13 protein-coding genes and 3 tRNA genes are annotated in these 17250 nt (G+C 63.2%); 6 read left to right on the top strand and 10 right to left on the bottom strand.

Annotated features, from left to right (window positions below; all coding sequences use genetic code 11):
• Positions 1-73 precede the first annotated feature (73 nt).
• Positions 74-1459 (bottom strand): class II fumarate hydratase, encoded by a 1386-nt coding sequence (fumC, locus tag DFQ15_RS05800; RefSeq protein ID WP_110465068.1) that lies wholly within the window; start codon positions 1457-1459, stop codon positions 74-76.
• Positions 1460-1727: 268 nt separating this feature from the next.
• On the opposite strand from fumC, the gene DFQ15_RS05795 reads away from it, so the two are divergent.
• The 3 genes from DFQ15_RS05795 to murI all read left to right on the top strand — a co-directional run bounded on the left by DFQ15_RS05795 (position 1728) and on the right by murI (position 6468).
• Positions 1728-3887, top strand: coding sequence for a bifunctional diguanylate cyclase/phosphodiesterase (locus tag DFQ15_RS05795; RefSeq protein ID WP_233504301.1), 2160 nt, complete (start codon positions 1728-1730; stop codon positions 3885-3887).
• Positions 3888-3968: 81 nt separating this feature from the next.
• The gene (locus DFQ15_RS05790; protein WP_110465067.1) at positions 3969-5522 is read left to right on the top strand and encodes a fumarate hydratase; all 1554 of its coding nucleotides are present in this window, start codon (positions 3969-3971) and stop codon (positions 5520-5522) included.
• 91 nt (positions 5523-5613) lie between these two features.
• Positions 5614-6468 (top strand): glutamate racemase, encoded by an 855-nt coding sequence (murI, locus tag DFQ15_RS05785; RefSeq protein WP_110465066.1) that lies wholly within the window; start codon positions 5614-5616, stop codon positions 6466-6468.
• Here murI and DFQ15_RS05780 read toward each other — a convergent pair.
• The 8 genes from DFQ15_RS05780 to tig all read right to left on the bottom strand — a co-directional run bounded on the left by DFQ15_RS05780 (position 6400) and on the right by tig (position 14647).
• Positions 6400-6963, bottom strand: a complete 564-nt coding sequence (locus DFQ15_RS05780) for a M48 family metallopeptidase (RefSeq protein ID WP_110465065.1) — start codon at positions 6961-6963, stop codon at positions 6400-6402. The genes murI and DFQ15_RS05780 overlap by 69 nt on opposite strands.
• A gap of 14 nt (positions 6964-6977) precedes the next feature.
• A complete protein-coding gene (locus tag DFQ15_RS05775; RefSeq protein WP_110465064.1) occupies positions 6978-7622 on the bottom strand; it encodes a DUF6806 family protein in 645 nt (214 codons plus the stop codon).
• Between the two features lie 774 nt (positions 7623-8396).
• Positions 8397-8470 (bottom strand) — tRNA-Cys (locus DFQ15_RS05770).
• 47 nt (positions 8471-8517) lie between these two features.
• Positions 8518-8593: transfer RNA gene (locus DFQ15_RS05765), tRNA-Gly, on the bottom strand.
• A 103-nt stretch (positions 8594-8696) separates the two neighbouring features.
• Complete coding sequence (lon, locus tag DFQ15_RS05760) at positions 8697-11117, bottom strand: endopeptidase La (protein ID WP_110465063.1); 2421 nt, start codon at positions 11115-11117, stop codon at positions 8697-8699.
• Positions 11118-11253: 136 nt separating this feature from the next.
• Positions 11254-12522, bottom strand: coding sequence for an ATP-dependent Clp protease ATP-binding subunit ClpX (clpX, locus tag DFQ15_RS05755; RefSeq protein WP_110465062.1), 1269 nt, complete (start codon positions 12520-12522; stop codon positions 11254-11256).
• A 97-nt stretch (positions 12523-12619) separates the two neighbouring features.
• On the bottom strand, positions 12620-13228 hold the full coding sequence (clpP, locus tag DFQ15_RS05750; protein WP_110465061.1) for an ATP-dependent Clp endopeptidase proteolytic subunit ClpP: 609 nt from the start codon (positions 13226-13228) through the stop codon (positions 12620-12622).
• Between the two features lie 105 nt (positions 13229-13333).
• The gene (tig, locus tag DFQ15_RS05745) at positions 13334-14647 is read right to left on the bottom strand and encodes a trigger factor (RefSeq protein ID WP_110465060.1); all 1314 of its coding nucleotides are present in this window, start codon (positions 14645-14647) and stop codon (positions 13334-13336) included.
• Between the two features lie 564 nt (positions 14648-15211).
• On the opposite strand from tig, the gene DFQ15_RS18045 reads away from it, so the two are divergent.
• The 3 genes from DFQ15_RS18045 to DFQ15_RS05735 all read left to right on the top strand — a co-directional run bounded on the left by DFQ15_RS18045 (position 15212) and on the right by DFQ15_RS05735 (position 16963).
• The gene (locus tag DFQ15_RS18045) at positions 15212-15337 is read left to right on the top strand and encodes a hypothetical protein (protein WP_259292622.1); all 126 of its coding nucleotides are present in this window, start codon (positions 15212-15214) and stop codon (positions 15335-15337) included.
• Positions 15338-15544: 207 nt separating this feature from the next.
• A complete protein-coding gene (locus DFQ15_RS05740; protein WP_146228659.1) occupies positions 15545-16486 on the top strand; it encodes a HesA/MoeB/ThiF family protein in 942 nt (313 codons plus the stop codon).
• 12 nt (positions 16487-16498) lie between these two features.
• Complete coding sequence (locus DFQ15_RS05735; protein ID WP_110465059.1) at positions 16499-16963, top strand: HIT family protein; 465 nt, start codon at positions 16499-16501, stop codon at positions 16961-16963.
• A 170-nt stretch (positions 16964-17133) separates the two neighbouring features.
• Here the strand turns inward: DFQ15_RS05735 and DFQ15_RS05730 are convergent.
• A tRNA-Leu gene (locus DFQ15_RS05730) sits at positions 17134-17220 on the bottom strand.
• Between the last annotated feature and the right edge of the window lie 30 nt (positions 17221-17250).

The raw sequence follows: 17250 nt of genomic DNA, 5'->3' as shown, positions 1-17250 counted from the left end.
GTCCCACGTCCCACGTCCCACGTCCCAAGCCGGCAGGCGCCCAGGCGCCCTCGCCCTTTCGGCCGCCAACCGGTCAGCGGCCGACCATGGCGCCGGGGACCACCCACCGGTCGAACTGCTCGCCGGTGACGTGGCCCGAGGCGACCGCCGCATCGCGCAGGCTGCTGCCTTCCCTGTGCGCCTTCTTGGCGATGTAGGCGGCCTTGTCGTAGCCGATGTGGGTATTGAGCGCCGTCACCAGCATCAGCGAGCGGTCGACCAGCTCGGCGATGCGCTCGCGGTTGGGTTCGATGCCCACCGCGCAGTGGTCGTCGAAGCTCACCATGCCGTCGGCCAGCAACCGCACGCTCTGCAGGAAGTTGTGGGCCACCATCGGGCGGAACACGTTCAACTCGAAGTTGCCCGAGGCGCCGCCGAAGTTGATCGCCACGTCGTTGCCGAAGACCTGGGCGGCGAGCATCGTCACCGCCTCGCTCTGCGTCGGGTTGACCTTGCCGGGCATGATCGACGAGCCGGGCTCGTTTTCGGGAATGCTCAGCTCGCCGATGCCGCTGCGCGGGCCGCTGGCCAGCCAGCGCACGTCGTTGGCGATCTTCATCATGCTGGCGGCCAGCGTTTTGAGCGCGCCGTGGGCATGCACCAGGCCGTCGACCGAGGCCAGCGCCTCGAACTTGCTGGGCGCGGTGACGAAGGGCAGCCCGGTGATCTCGGCGATCTCGGCGGCCACCTGCTCGGCGTAGCCCTCGGGCGCGTTGAGGCCGGTGCCGACGGCGGTGCCGCCCAGCGCCAGTTCGTACAGATGGGGCAGCGCGTCGCGCACATGCTTCTCGCCATGCGCCAGCTGCGCCACCCAGCCGGAGAACTCCTGGCCGAGCGTCAGCGGGGTGGCGTCCTGCAGGTGGGTGCGGCCGATCTTCACGATGCCGTCGAAGTCGCGCGCCTTCTGCTCCAGCGTGCCGCGCAACTTGGCGATGGCGGGCAGCAGGCGGTGCGTCAACGCGGCGACCGCAGCGACGTGCATCGCGGTGGGGAACACGTCGTTGCTCGACTGGCTGCGGTTCACGTCGTCGTTCGGGTGGACCAGCCGGCCCTCTCCGCGCTCGCCGCCCAGCAGTTCGCTGGCGCGGTTGGCCAGCACCTCGTTGACGTTCATGTTGGTCTGGGTGCCCGAGCCGGTCTGCCAGACCACCAGCGGGAATTCGTCGGGGTGCCGGCCGTCGATCACCTCCTGCGCGGCGGCGACGATCGCCTGGGTCTTTTTCTCGTCCTGCAGGCCCAGCGCATGATTGACCACTGCAGACGCCCGCTTGACCTGGGCCAGCGCGGTGATCATCTCGCGCGGCTGGCGCTCGCCGGAGATGTCGAAGTTTTGCAGCGAGCGCTGGGTCTGCGCGCCCCACAGCTGGGCGGAAGGGACCTCGATCGGGCCGAAAGTGTCGCGTTCTGTGCGTGTGGTCATGGTGTCGAAGATCGAGCGGGTTGGGGCGGAGGAAGGCGTGCGACAGCGTCCGTCCGCAGTCGCGGCGGCCCACCGGCGGCAGGAATCGAACGCCAGCATAGCCGCAACAAAAACCATTCTCATCCAGGGGTACCGCAGGGTCAGGGTATGTCCCCGCGTTTACATTCCATTCGCCGCCTGCTGCACGTCTTCGGGTATATATCGATACCTTGCTTCGGGCTTGTAACCGGACGTGAATCTACCCGGTCAGAATGTTCGTACCCACCCCGTGATTGCCAGCTCCGCGTTCCTGCCGTCCCAGCACAACCTGTGGGGTGTCGCGGCGTCGATCGGGATAGCGGTACTGGCATCCTATGTGGCGCTGGATCTGGCGCTGCGGGTGCGGGGCACCTACGGCCGGCTGCGCATGGCGTGGTGGGCCGCCGGCTCGGTGGTGATGGGCACCGGCATCTGGGCGATGCATTTCATCGGCATGCTGGCGTTCCAGTTGCCGATCGCGCTGGGCTTCACCGGTGGGCTCACCCTGCTCTCGTGGGCCGCGGCGGTGGCGGCTTCGGGCGTTGCGCTTGGCATCGCGAGCCGGCTGGCGGTGGGGCCGCGGCTGCTGCTGGCGGGCGCGCTGGCGATGGGGCTCGGTATCTGCGGCATGCACTACCTCGGCATGGCCGCGCTCGACATGGTGCCGGGCATCGTCTGGGACCCGGTGAAGGTGGTGCTGTCGGCCCTGATTGCGGTCGTGGCCTCGGCGGTCGCGCTGCTGATGTTCATACTGCTGGCCCACCGCGAATCGCGCCGCCGCGCGCGCGCGCAACTGCTCGCCTCGCTGTTGCTGGGCGCCGCGATCTGCGGCATGCACTACACCGGCATGGCCGCCGCGCAGTTCCCGACCGGCACCGTGTGCCTCAGCGCCGACCAGCTGTCGGGCCCCAACATGCTGGCGATCGTGTTGGTGACGACCGGCATCATGCTGCTGGGCACCCTGTTCGCCTCGATCCTCGACGCACGGCTGCAGAGCACCGCGCGGCGTCTCGCCCATTCGCTGCAGCAGGCCAACACCCGGCTGGAGACGGCCAATGCGGAGCTGCAGAAGCAGGCCTTCGCCGACGCCCTCACCGGCCTGCCCAACCGGCTGCTCTTCGAAGACCGGCTCGACCAGGCGCTGACGCGGCTGGACCGTGCCAACCACGGCCAGACGAACGAGCGGCTGGCTGTCTTCTTCGTCGACCTGGACGGCTTCAAGCCGATCAACGACTCCTTCGGCCACGCCGCCGGCGACTTCATCCTTCGAAAGGCCGCCCGCCGGCTGGAGCGCGCGGCACGGCCCAGCGACACCGTCGCCCGCGTCGGCGGCGACGAGTTCCTGGTGCTGCTGGAGCATATGCTCGACGTCGCCGATTGCATCCTGGTGGCCGACCGCATCCTGAAGGCGCTGACCCGGCCCTTCGTGGTGTTCGACAAGCAGCTGCAGATCGCCTGCTCGATCGGCATCGTGCTCTATCCCGACCAGGGCGAGCGCGACAAGCTGGTCGCCCATGCCGACGCCGCGATGTACGTCGCCAAGCGTGCCGGCGGCGGCGGCTACGCACTCTTCGAATCGCACATGGGCGCCGACGTATCGAACCAGTTGGCGCTGCAAAGCGACCTGCGCCAGGCGATCGACGCCGGCCAGTTCGAGCTGTACTACCAGCCGAAGATCGACGGCCGCCGCGACCAGATCAGCGGCGTCGAGGCGCTCATCCGCTGGAACCACCCCGAGCGCGGGGTGTTGAGCCCGGCGCTCTTCATCGGGCTGGCAGAGCGCTTCGGCCTGATCGGCCGGCTGGGCAGCTGGGTGATCGACGAGGCCTGCCGCCAGATCGCCGCGTGGAGCCGCGAGGGCTTGCGGATGCGGGTGGCCGTCAATCTGTCGGTCCACCAGCTGCGCGAAAACGGCCTGGCCGAGCGGGTCGAGGCGGCGCTGCGCCGGCACAAGGTCGACGCGTCGCAGCTGCTCTGCGAGATCACCGAATCGGTCGCGATGGAAGATCTGAAGGCGACGCAGGTCGCGTTCTCGGGACTGGCCCGGATCGGCGTGTACCTGGCGATCGACGACTTCGGCACCGGCTATTCCAGCCTGAGCTACCTGCGCCAGCTGCCGGCCCAGCAGCTCAAGATCGACCGCAGCTTCGTCAACGACCTGGAGGTGAAGGTCGATGCCCGGGCGGTGGTCGAGGCGGTGATCCGGCTGGCACACGCGCTGGGCCTGCGGGTGGTGGCCGAGGGCGTCGAGACGGCCGGCCAGCGCGACATCCTGCTGGAACTCGATTGCGACGAGCTGCAGGGCTACTTCTATGCGCGGCCGATGCAGGCGCACGTGCTGCTGGAATGGTCGCGGGGCGTCAAGCCCGAACACGCGGTCGACTTCGCGCCCTCCACCATCGGGGGCTGAACGCCGGGACCGGTGCGGGCGACCGCGCCGCACAATGGGGATAATTGCGGGCTGGTGTCCCACAACAACACGATCCCCACCATGACGACCCGTATCCAGTACCACGACCTCGTGGAATCCGTCGCTGCGGCGCTGCAGTACATCTCCTACTACCATCCGACCGACTACATCGCCCACCTGGTCCGCGCCTATGCCCGCGAACAGAGTCCGGCGGCCAAGGACGCGATCGCGCAGATCCTCACCAACAGCAAGATGAGCGCAACCGGCCAGCGCCCCATCTGCCAGGACACCGGCATCGTCAACGTGTTCCTCAAGGTGGGCATGGACGTGCGTTTCGAAGGCTTCCCCGGCGGCCTGGAGGACGCGATTAACGAAGGCGTGCGCCGCGGCTACAACCATCCAGACAACACGCTGCGCGCCTCGGTGGTCGCCGACCCGCAGTTCGACCGGCGCAACACCAAGGACAACACGCCGGCGGTGATCTTCACCCGGATCGTGCCCGGCGGCAGCCTCGACATCACCGTCGCGGCCAAGGGCGGCGGCAGCGAGAACAAGAGCAAGATGATCATGCTCAACCCGAGCGACAGCGTGGTCGACTGGGTGCTCAAGACCGTGCCCTCCATGGGCGCCGGCTGGTGCCCGCCCGGCATGCTGGGCATCGGCATCGGCGGCACCGCCGAGAAGGCGGTCCTGCTGGCCAAGGAAAGCCTGATGGACGACCTGGACATGTACGAGCTGCAGGCCAAGTCCTCCCGCGGCGAGCCGCTCGACAAGCTCGAAGAGATGCGCCTGGAGCTGTTCGAGAAGGTCAACGCCCTCGGCATCGGCGCCCAGGGCCTGGGCGGCCTGACCACCGTGCTCGACGTGAAGATCAAGACGTACCCGACGCATGCCGCCAGCAAGCCGGTCGCGATGATCCCCAACTGCGCCGCCACCCGCCATGCGCACTTCGTGATGAACGGCGCCGGCCCGGTCTACCTGGAAGCCCCGTCGCTCGACCTGTGGCCCAAGATCGACTGGGCGCCCGACTACAACAAGAGCCGCCGCGTCGACCTGAACACGCTCACTAGGGAAGAAGTCGCCAGCTGGAAGCCGGGAGACACCCTGTTGCTCAACGGCAAGATGCTCACCGGCCGCGACGCGGCGCATGCGCGCATTCAGACCATGCTGGCCAAGGGAGAGCCACTACCGGTCGATTTCACCAACCGGGTCATCTACTACGTCGGTCCGGTCGACCCGGTCAAGGGCGAGGCGGTCGGCCCGGCAGGCCCCACCACCGCGACGCGGATGGACAAGTTCACCGACATGATGCTGGAGAAGACCGGCCTGATCGCGATGATCGGCAAGGCCGAGCGCGGCCCGGCCACCGTAGTCTCGATCCAGAAGCACAAGAGTGCCTACCTGATGGCAGTCGGCGGCGCCGCCTACCTGGTCAGCAAGGCGATCAAGGACGCGAAGGTGGTCGGCTTCGCCGACCTGGGCATGGAGGCGATCTACGAATTCGACGTGGTCGACATGCCGGTCACCGTGGCGGTGGACGCCGGCGGCACCAGCGTGCACGTCACCGGCCCGGCCGAATGGCAGGCACGGATCGCGACCGGCGAATTCAAGGGTATCGAACTGGCCCCTGCCTGAGGCGCCGAGGGGCGGTCCGAACGGCTTTGGCCGCAGCAGGGCACGCCCTCCGGCCGACCATCGCACCCTGCCGGTTGCTCCACCGTCCACGATGTCTCTTCTTACTCCCGACGCGCCGATCGGCGTCTTCGACAGCGGCATCGGCGGCCTGAGCGTGCTGCGGGCGCTGCAGCGCCTTCTGCCGGTGGAAGACTTCGTCTACCTGGCCGACAGCGGCTTCGCACCGTACGGCGAGCGCGGCGACGACCATGTGGTGGCCCGTACCGTCCACGTCGCCGAGACGCTGCGAAACCGGCACCGCATCAAGGCGCTGGTGGTCGCCTGCAACACCGCCACCGCTGCGGCGATCCACCTGCTGCGGGCTACCCACTCCGACCTGCATCTGGTCGGGGTCGAGCCGGCCGTGAAGCCCGCCCTGGCCGTCACCCGCACTGGCCGCATCGCGGTGCTGGGCACCCGCGGCACGGTCACCAGCGCGAAATTCAAGGCGCTAATGGCGCCGCTGCAACATCAGGCCCATTTCAGCGTGCAGCCCTGCGACGGGCTGGCCACCGCTATCGAGGACGAACTGCTGCAACCGGGCAGCGCCGATTCGAACGCTATCAATACGATAGCACTATGCCGGCTTTACACGTCGGCTGCCGGCACTTTCGGCTTACGAATGAGCGATATCGACACGCTGGTGCTGGGCTGCACCCACTACGTCTTCGCAGCGCCTGCGCTGCGCGAGCTGGTCGGGCCGCAGATCCGATTGATCGACACCGGCGAGCCGGTCGCCCGCCAGACGCAGCGCTTGCTGGCACGGCACGGGTTGCTGAGGGCCGAGTCGGGCGGACCCGGCCGCCTGGAACTGGTCAGTACCGGCGATCTCGGACTGCTACAGGCTGCCGCGGGCCGTTGGCTGGGCGTCGGTGCCAGCCAGGGCGCCGACGCCACCGCTCCCTGACCACAGGCGTTCGCCGGTGGCCTCCAGATGCGTCAGGTAGAGGCGCAGATCCAGCTCTAGCTGGTGGTAACGCGGCTCCATGCTCTCGCACAGCTGGTAGAAGGCGCAGTCGTGGTCGCGCTCCTTCAGATGGGCCAGCTCGTGCACCACGATCATCTTCAAGAAATCGAGCGGCACATCCTTGAACACCGACGCGATGCGGATCTCGCGGCTGGCCTTGAGCTTTGCGCCCTGCTTGCGCGAGATGGCGGTGTGCAGGCCCAGGGCATGCTGCACCACCTGCAGCTTGCTGTCGTAGAGCACCTTGTCGATCGGCGGCGCCCGGCGCAGGTGCTCTGCCTTCAGGTCGTAGACGAAGGCGTGCAGCGCACGGTCGGTGCGCATGCCGTGCGGCGCCGGGTAGCGCGAGAGCAGCAGGCGCCCCAGGCCCTGCCGCGCATGGATCGCCTGCACCTGGGCCTGCACCGCTTCCGAATAGCCGGTCAGGTAGCGCATGGCGGGCTTATGACTCAGTGCAGGTGGCGCGGCCGGCGACCGCCGCCGTGGCCGCCAGGCCCACTTGATCCGCCTGAACCGCCGGTGCCGCGCGGCGGCTTGCCCAGTTCGAGCGAATTGACCAGCGCGTCGAAGCGCTCGCCGAAAAGCTTGTCGATCTCGGCCACCACGCCGCCCAACTCGGCACCGTCGAAATGCCGCTCCATCATGTTGATCACGTCCTGCACCAGCAGATCGCGCTGCACCTGCATGATGGCCGCGGGCGTCGGGCCGACGAAAAGCATCACGAAATCGTCGCGCGCCTCGGCATCGGCGGATTCTTCTTCCTCGTCGAAATCGGTGTCGTAGAAGGTGACCTCGATCGAGGCGCCCTGCTCCGCCAACTCGTTGATGCTCATGCACATCTCGTCGAGGTTGTGACGAAAGTCCTCGTCGCCGTTGACCGTCCAGCAGATCTGCAGCAGGTGCTCTTTCGGCTTGAACTCGATGCCCGGCTCGTCCTCGTAGGAGCTGGCCGCGCCATCGGCCAGCGACTTGGCGCCGGCGTATTTCCACAGCGGCCGGAGCGCCTCCTGAAGTTGCTCGAACGTCACGTCGGCACGCAGCACCACGTCGCCATGGACGTGGATTTCAAACGGGGTGTTGTTGTAGTTGGACATTCATACATCTCTTGGGCAACGGGGCCGATCGGGGCCGGGCGACAAGAGCCTTCACAGCAAGGAGTAGATAGAAAGAAGGCGAACGAAATGGACGTTATAACCCACGGCCCGCACAGCATTTTCTCACGTTGCGGGACCGGTCTGTCCCCGGGGGGAAATGCTGCACTCGACCGCGAGACCGAGCCGCCGCAACGGTGGGCGAGCGGTAGGGATCGATGGCGCATCTCGCCGCGAGAGGAAGCCAGTGCCGCAGAAACCGCGCCGTTCCGCATCCAGCGTGCAACACGCTGCGACGCCGTCCACCCGCCGAAGGCGGGTGCCGCGCCGGCAGTGCATGTCGACCGAATCCATGGTGCCCGAGGCCGGAATCGAACCGGCACGACCGCGAAGTCGAGGGATTTTCGTACCACTTCGGCTTTCGCCGCCCGCATTGCTGCGGTTCGTGGTCTGGAGCACGCCTTCACCCTAGCCTCGCGGCCTTAGGTGCCCGCCGTCTGCTCTCTACACCTTCCGCAGCCCCGGAGGCCTGCGGCTTGGCTCGGCGTTGGCTCGGGTGCGCAGTGCATGCGCATCCAGGGCGTTCACCGAATTTGACGGGCGTCACCTCCCGAGTTTCCCCGGGAGGGCTCAAATTGCTTCAAGTCCCTTGTGTCTACCGATTTCACCACTCGGGCATCGAGCGGGGGCCTGCAGCACCGAAGTGCGTTGAGCGGCCGACCCACAAAAAACGGACCTCGCGGTCCGTCCAGGTATGCACCAATATCCGCACAGTCTTGGAGGCGCGACCCGGAGTCGAACCGGGCTACACGGATTTGCAATCCGTTGCATAACCGCTTTGCTATCGCGCCCTAGATCACCGACAAAAAAGGGAAGCCTAAGCTTCCCTTTTGGAATGTGGAGCGGGAAAAGAGTCTCGAACTCTCGACCTCAACCTTGGCAAGGTTGCGCTCTACCAACTGAGCTATTCCCGCGTTTGCAACAGACTCATTTGCGTCGTTTGCTGGTATGAACAAAATTCTAGCGCACTTTTAGGCGCTTTTGACGACAGCCTCAAAAAATCTGAAAAAACTGTCGTCAGTGTTTCACCGAGCGCGGGGCAGGCGCATCGGCGGTCGTGGCGGTCGGTGCGGCCACCACCGGCTCCTCGTCCGGCAGCGATTCGGGAGCGCGTACCAGGGCCAGCTCCAGCACTTTGTCGATCCACTTCACCGGCACGATCTCCAAGCCGTCGCGAACGTTCGCCGGAATTTCCTGCAGATCCTTGGCGTTCTCCTCCGGGATGAGCACCGTCTTGATGCCGCCGCGCAGCGCCGCCAGCAGCTTCTCCTTCAGGCCGCCGATGGCGGTGACTTCACCGCGCAGGGTGATCTCACCGGTCATGGCCACATCCGCGCGTACCGGGATGCCGGTCAATGCGGACACCAGGGCCGTCGTCATCGCGGCGCCCGCGCTCGGGCCGTCCTTCGGCGTCGCACCGTCGGGCACGTGGATATGGATGTCCTTCTTCTCGAACACCTCGTCCTTAATGCCCAGCATCCGCGAACGGCTGCGGACCACGGTGCGGGCGGCCTCGACCGATTCCTTCATCACGTCGCCGAGCGAGCCGGTCCGGGTGATCACGCCCTTGCCCGGCGTGATGGCCGCTTCGATCGTCAGCAGATCGCCGCCCACCTCGGTCCAAGCCAAGCCCACCACCTGGCCCACCTGGGCTTCTTGCTCGGCACGACCGTAGCTGTACTTTCGCACACCCAGGAACTGGTCGAGGTTGGCCGCATTCACAAACACCTGCGCCTCCATTTTCTTGAGCAGCAGGGCCTTGACCACCTTGCGGCAGATCTTGGAGAGTTCACGCTCCAGCGACCGCACGCCGGCTTCGCGGGTGTAGTAGCGGACAATGTCGCGCACCGCATCTTCTTCGATCTGCAGCTCGGACTCCTTGACACCGTTGTTCTTCAGTTGCTTCGGCAGCAGGTACTTGATGGCGATGCTGGTCTTCTCGTCCTCGGTGTAGCCCGAGAGGCGGATGACCTCCATCCGGTCCAGCAGGGCAGGCGGGATGTTCATCGAGTTCGACGTCGCCACGAACATCACGTCCGACAAGTCGAAATCGACTTCGACATAGTGGTCGCCGAAAGTATGGTTCTGCTCCGGGTCGAGCACTTCCAGCAGCGCGCTGGAAGGGTCGCCCCGGAAGTCGGTACCCAGCTTGTCGATCTCGTCGAGCAGGAACAGCGGATTACGGGTACCGGCCTTGTTCAGACTCTGCAACACCTTGCCCGGCAGCGCGCCGATATAGGTGCGACGGTGGCCGCGGATCTCCGCCTCGTCCCGCATGCCGCCGAGCGCCATGCGAACGTACTTGCGGCCGGTCGCCTTCGCGATCGACTGACCCAGCGAGGTCTTGCCGACGCCCGGGGGGCCGACCAAGCACAGGATCGGCGCCTTGACCTTGTCCACCCGCTGCTGGACCGCGAGATATTCCAAGATGCGGTCCTTGACCTTGTCGAGGCCGTAGTGGTCTTCGTTGAGCACGACGTCTGCGAGCGTCAGGTCGTGCTTGATCTTGGTTTTCTTGCTCCAGGGCAGGCCGGTCAGCACGTCGATATAGTTGCGCACCACCGTCGCCTCGGCCGACATCGGTGACATCAGCTTGAGCTTTTTCAGTTCGCCTTCGGCCTTCTTCAGGGCTTCCTTCGGCATCTTGGCGAGCTTGATCTTCTTCTCGACCTCCTCGATGTCCGCGCCCTCTTCGCCTTCGCCCAGTTCCTTCTGGATCGCCTTGACCTGCTCGTTCAGGTAGAATTCGCGCTGATTCTTCTCCATCTGGCGCTTCACGCGGCCGCGGATTTTCTTGTCGACGTTGAGAATGTCGACTTCGCGCTCCAGCTGCTCGAAGAGGTTTTCCAGGCGCAGCTTGATGTCGGCCATATCGAGCACCGTCTGCTTGTTGTCCACCTTGAGCGGCAGGTGCGCAGCGATGGTGTCGGCCAGGCGGCCGGGATCGTCGATGCTCGAGATCGAGGTCAGGATTTCCGGCGGGATCTTCTTGTTCAGTTTGACGTACTGGTCGAACTGCTGCATCACCGCCCGGCGCAAGGCCTCGATCTCGCTGCTGGCCTTGGGCACCTCGTCCTGCAGCGGAGTCACCTTCGCGACGAAGTGGGTTTCCGCGTCCGAGATATTCGTGACGTCTGCGCGCTGCTGGCCCTCGACCAGCACCTTGACCGTGCCGTCCGGCAGCTTGAGCATCTGGAGGATGGTGGAAACGCAGCCCACCGAGAACATGTCGTCGACCGAAGGCTCGTCTTTGGCCGCGGTCTTCTGCGCCACCAGCATGATGCGGCGCTCGGCCTCCATCGCCAGCTCCAGCGCCTTGATGCTCTTCGGCCGCCCGACGAACAGCGGAATGACCATATGGGGGAACACGACCACATCGCGCAGCGGCAGAAGCGGCAACTCGATCGAGTCGGAAGGAAGGGGCGTATGACCGGACATGAGAATCCTTAGGTAGATGCCGTGCCCACATGGGATGCGAACGGCGCTTTGCAAGCATCGTCGATCCGCCGGGACCGGCCGAAACAGGATGATCAATCCGTCGCCACGCCCGGATGGGCGCGGCTCGGCACGAGGCCTAGGCTTTCTTCGCCGCCTCGCGGTAAACCAGCAGCGGAGGCTTGTTCTCTTCAATCGTCGACTCGTCGACCACGACCTTGTCGACGTTCGTCGTATGTGGCAACTCGTACATCGTGTCGATCAGGCTCTGTTCCAGGATCGAGCGCAGGCCGCGAGCACCCGTCTTGCGGGCCAGCGCCTTGCGGGCGATGGCCTTCAACGCGGCCGGCCGGATCTCCAGGTCGACGCCTTCCATCGACAGCAACTTGCCGTACTGCTTGACCAGCGCGTTCTTCGGCTCGGTCAGGATCTGCACCAGTGCGTCCTCGCTCAGTTCGGCAAGCGTAGCGATGACCGGCATCCGGCCGACCAGTTCCGGAATCAAACCGAACTTGATCAGGTCTTCCGGCTCGATTTCCTTGAAAACTTCGGTCAGGGTACGCTGCTGCTTGCTCTTGACCGATGCGCCGAAACCGATGCCCGATGCCTCGGTGCGGTTGTCGATGACTTTTTCGAGGCCCGAAAACGCACCACCGCAGATGAACAGGATGTTGGTCGTGTCGATCTGCAGGAAATCCTGGTTCGGGTGCTTGCGACCGCCCTGCGGCGGAATGCTGGCCATCGTGCCTTCGATCAGCTTCAGCAGTGCCTGCTGGACGCCCTCGCCCGACACGTCGCGGGTGATCGAAGGGTTGTCCGACTTGCGGGAGATTTTGTCGATCTCATCGATGTAGACGATGCCGCGCTGGGCTCGCTCGACTTCGTAGTTGCAGCTCTGCAACAGCTTCTGGACGATGTTCTCGACGTCCTCGCCGACATAGCCGGCTTCGGTCAGCGTGGTCGCATCGGCCATGACGAACGGCACATCTAGCATCCGGGCGAGCGTCTGGGCCAGCAGCGTCTTGCCGGAACCGGTCGGTCCGATCAGCAGGATGTTGCTCTTGGCCAGTTCGACATCGTCCTTCCTGGCCTTTTCCTTGTGCCGCAACCGCTTGTAGTGGTTGTAGACCGCCACCGCCAGGGTGCGCTTGGCGACTTCCTGGCCGATCACGTAGCTGTCGAGGTTCTGCTTGATCTCGGCAGGCGTGGGCAACTCGGAGCGCGGGTCCTTGGCGTCGCCGCCGTCCGGGACCTCGTCGCGGATGATCTCATTGCACAAGTCGATGCATTCGTCGCAGATGAAGACCGACGGCCCGGCGATCAATTTCTTGACCTCGTGCTGACTCTTGCCGCAGAACGAGCAGTACAGCGTCTTTTCGCTGGAGGAGGAGCCCTTTTTATCGGCCATTGAACGCTATGCCTAGAGACTGGATGAATGCATGATAACGAAATAGCAAATGGCACTTTTCGCAAGTGAAAGCGCCTTTTCCGCGACGGACGGGGTCTCAGCCGCGCTTGGAGATCACCTGGTCGACGATTCCATAGTCCTTGGATTCGTCGGCGGTAAGGAAGTAGTCGCGTTCGGTGTCGCGTGCGATCTTCTCGAGCGGCTGGCCGGTACGGTCGGCCAGGATCTTGTTCATCTGCTCGCGGGTCTTCAGGATATCGCGGGCGTGGATTTCGATGTCCGTGGCCTGACCGCGTGCGCCGCCGAGCACCTGATGGATCATGACCTTGGAGTTGGGCAGGCAGAAACGCTTGCCCTTCTCGCCGGCCGCCAGCAGGAACGCGCCCATGCTGGCCGCGAAGCCGATGCACAGCGTCGAAACAGCAGGCTTGATGAACTGCATCGTGTCGTAGATCGCCATGCCGGCGCTGACGCTGCCGCCGGGCGAGTTGATGTAGAACGAGATGTCCTTGTCGGGGTTCTCACTTTCGAGGAACAGCAGCTGCGCCACCACCAGGTTGGCGGTCTGGTCGTTGACCTCGCCCACCAGGAAAATCACGCGCTCCTTCAGCAGCCGCGAATAGATGTCGTACGACCGCTCGCCGCGGCCCGACTGCTCGACCACCATCGGCACCATGCCGAGACCTTGGGTTTCTACTGCACTCATGATTTCTCCTGGGAAAGAACTACTGTAGCGAAAACGACATGGGGCCTGTGCCGAAAAGCACAAGCCCCATGGCCATGGCAGGCCGGGCGACGGGCGCGGAGGCGCTCAGCCCTGCTGGCCCATCAGCTCGTCGAAGGACACGGCCTTCTCGGTAACCTTGGACTTGGACAGCACGAATTCGGTAACGTTGTTCTCGATCACGACCGCTTCGACTTCGGCCAGGCGCTGGCGGTCGCTCTGGTACCAGCGGACCACGTCGGCCGGCTTCTCGTAGCTGGCGGCCAGCTCGTCGATGTGGGCCTTGATCTGTTCGGGCTTGGCATGCAGGGCGTTGGCACGCACCAGCTCGGCCACCACCAGACCCAAGCGCACGCGGCGTTCGGCCTGCGGACGGAACACGTCGTCGGGGATCGGCGCCTTGTCGGCGTCCTTGATGCCGCGCTGCTTCAGGTCGGCACGGGCGCTTTCGATCATGCGCTCGACTTCGGCCTGTACGCTCGCCTTGGGCAGGTCGAGTTCGGCCTTCGAGATCAGAGCGTCCATGACGGACTGCTTGTTGCGCGACAGGACGCGGAACTTGACTTCGCGCTCCAGGTTCTTCTTGATGTCGGCACGCAGGCCTTCGACCGTGCCGTCGGCGATGCCGAGCGACTTGGCCAGCAGTTCGTTGACTTCCGGCAGGTTAGCCTGTTCGATCTTCTTGACCGTAACCATGAAATCGGCCTGCTTTCCGGCGACGTCCTTGCCGTGGTAGTCCTCGGGGAAGGCCAGCGGGAAGGTCTTGCTTTCGCCGGCCTTCATGCCGCGCACGGCTTCCTCAAATTCCTTCAACATCTGGCCTTCGCCGACCAGGAACTGGAACGCCTCGGCCTTGCCGCCCTGAAACACTTCGCCGTCGATCTTGCCTTCGAAGTCGACCGTGACCCGGTCGCCGTCTTCGGCGCCCGAGTCCTGGGCACGCTGGGCGAAGGTACGGCGCTGCTTGCGCAGTATGTCGAGGGTGCGGTTGATCGCGGTCTCGTCTACTTCGGCGTTGAGCTTCTCGACGTCGGCATCCGACAGGTCGGCGATCTTGACTTCGGGGAACACCTCGAAGACGGCGTCGAAGACCAGTTCGCCTTCGGGCGCGCCGTCCTTCTCGGTGATGGTCGGCTGACCGGCCACGCGCAGCTGCGCTTCGTTGGCGGCCGCCGAGAAGGCCTCGCCGACCTTGTCGTTCATGACTTCGTACTGCACCGAGTAGCCGTAGCGCTGGGCCACCACGTTCATCGGCACCTTGCCGGGACGAAAGCCGTCCATCTTGACGGTGCGGGCGAGGCGCTTGAGGCGCGCGTCGACTTCCGACTGGATCGTGGTGACTGGCAGCGTCAGCGTGATTTTGCGCTCCAGCTTGTCGAGGGTTTCCACATTGACGGCCATATTTTCTCCTATGAGATCGGTCGGCGGCGGTCAGAGATCTGCCTGCCGGGATGCTTGCGTGGTGCGCGGGGGGAGAGTCTTAAACGCTTAAGAATCAACACCTTGCGCAAGGTATGCGGGAGTTGCGCGGGATGGGTCAGCGCCGTCCTGCAAAAATGCAACCTCGAATTCTAACGGTTGCCCGCTGTGTTCCTGCCCGGGCTGGCGCGAGGGCAGAACGAGGACGTGCTTCGCGTCCGCGCGCCGATGGCGCGTTCGCGATGCTGGCGGTGTCTTCACCCTCGTCGATCCAGAACTGTTCCACTCAAAAGGCCCCCCGCTTTGGAAGCATGCGCCATCGCCGGACACCACCCAACGCACGAAACGTCTGCCCGTTTCTATTTCGGCAGTGCGCAAGACCCCTCGGCGGGGTAACCGCGTCGGGTCGCATAAATCAGGCCGGCGTTTTAAATGCAACATTTTGCGACATACGAAAACACATGAAACGGCTTAGTTGACAAGGAATATCGGGTACCCGAGCATTAAAAGCCCCTGCATGTGGCAGGTTTTTTTGAAGGAGAAAGCATGATTAGCAAGAAAACGTCGCTCGCCATCACGACGCTGGTTCTGGCGGCATCAGGCGCTCAAGCCTCATTTCTGAATAAGGAACCTGCCTCTGGGAGCATCGCAACCGAAGCCCCTATGCTTTAGGCGCTGCCAGCTTCGAATCTCACAGCGTCCGACAGGAATTTAATCACGTCGGCGAATGCGGAAACGATCACATGGCATCCCATCGGTGAAGTCATCTCCGCAAGTATTGCGCAAGACGATATCGGCGCAGGCGGATGGATATTCTACGGGGTCAATTAATTGACGTCAGGGTAGGGGCCAAATCCCTACCCTTTTATATTTAGCCCTATGATCAATCAATTCATGGACGATCGAAATCACGTTCGTGATGGAATCGTTTCGGTTGGAGGCAACATTGTCGGCCTGTGTATCCCCTCCACCGTAATTGGCAATGACGGCGAGAAAATTTACATCAATAGCCGAGATGGAATTGCGTCCTTCAAGCCCGACGGGGCAGAGAGTTTTTGGGAAGCACTGATTAAAAGTGGGTCGATATTATTCGGATCTGCAGAAGAAGTTGCTCAGTCCGCGGCCTACCTAAAAAATCCGCGCCTGAGTAGAACTACATCCTATTTATGCACCGAATCGTCGAACTGTGCCGATTTAATCAAGAAGGTGTGTAACATTGCTTCGGCCAACGTGGTGATCATCGGGTGTGGGGGCATTGGATCCCTCGCGGCAATGAATCTAGCTGGCGCTGGCGTCGCGAAATTAACGTTGATTGATCACGATACCATCGAAGAAAGCAACTTGAACAGGCAGTTCTTCTGGACAAAGCAGCATATTGGCTTACCTAAAGTAAATGTCCTGAGAAGTGAAATTTTTGCTCGCTATTCTGACATCGATGTTTCAACGGAGTCATCGTTGTTAGACATTAATAGTATTGTGTCGTTGGCAGATGCTCACGATGCATGTATCGTCATCGCGGACGAGCCACTCGGAATTAGCGCCAATATCGCAGCCCTCTCCCGGGCTTTCGTCGTATCAGACGCATATTTTCACAGATACTCGTGCTACTTCGCAAGGTTTTCATCATGCGAGATAGGCACTAGCAGTATAAATTGGTCAAGAGGCCCCAACATCATTGCGCCTAGCTTTGGACCGGCCAACACGGAAATTGCAGGAGCAATTTCATCCCTATGTTTAAACTATCTTTCGGATCGTCATTCGTTAGACAGTGTCAATGTCAACTATGCATGGCGCAGCAACAGATTAGCGAACCAACAATAGACCTTCACTGATATGGAAGATTGTATTTTCTGTTCAATCGTCAGCGGTAAACTTCCCGCCCATAAAATCTGGGAAGATGAAAAGCATCTAGCCTTTCTTTCGATTTTTCCGAATACCCCCGGTTTCAGTGTGGTGATCACCAAGGAGCATCGGCCGAGCTATCTATTCGAACTTCAAGACTCCGTACTCTCGGATCTGATGATCGCGGCAAAGACTGTCGCTTTGCGTCTGGACAAGGCTTTTGATGACGTGGGGCGCACGGGGTGCATGATGGAGGGGTTCGGCATCAACCACGCGCACGTCAAGCTCTTTCCGATGCACGGGACCGCGGGTGATTGGCGGCCCATCAAATCGAATGTCGACAAATACTTTCCGAGGTACGAAGGCTATATTTCTTCTCACGACCATCGACGTGCGGACGATGACGAATTGGCCCGGTTGGCATCGCGCATTCGCGGCTTGAGCTCGGTGGTGTAGCGCGACCGATCAACGCAGCAACTTCGGCTCCAGATCGCGGATGCATCGTATCGGCTTTCATGGAGGCCGATTTCTTGGCTACGGACGGGCAAAGAAGCCCGTTCCTCCGGGGAGAAACGGGCCCAGAACCGGGAATGTGACGATCGGCGCAAAACGCTGATGCATGCCCGTGGTGCGCGGGGGGGGACTCGAACCCCCACACCATTGCTGGCGTCAGGACCTAAACCTGGTGCGTCTACCAATTTCGCCACCCGCGCAAACTGAGAAAAAGCCCCACGTGTCCCGGT

The sequence above is a fragment of the Xylophilus ampelinus genome, from assembly GCF_003217575.1.
GTDB lineage: Bacteria > Pseudomonadota > Gammaproteobacteria > Burkholderiales > Burkholderiaceae_C > Xylophilus > Xylophilus ampelinus.
This window is presented reverse-complemented; position numbering and strand designations above follow the sequence as displayed.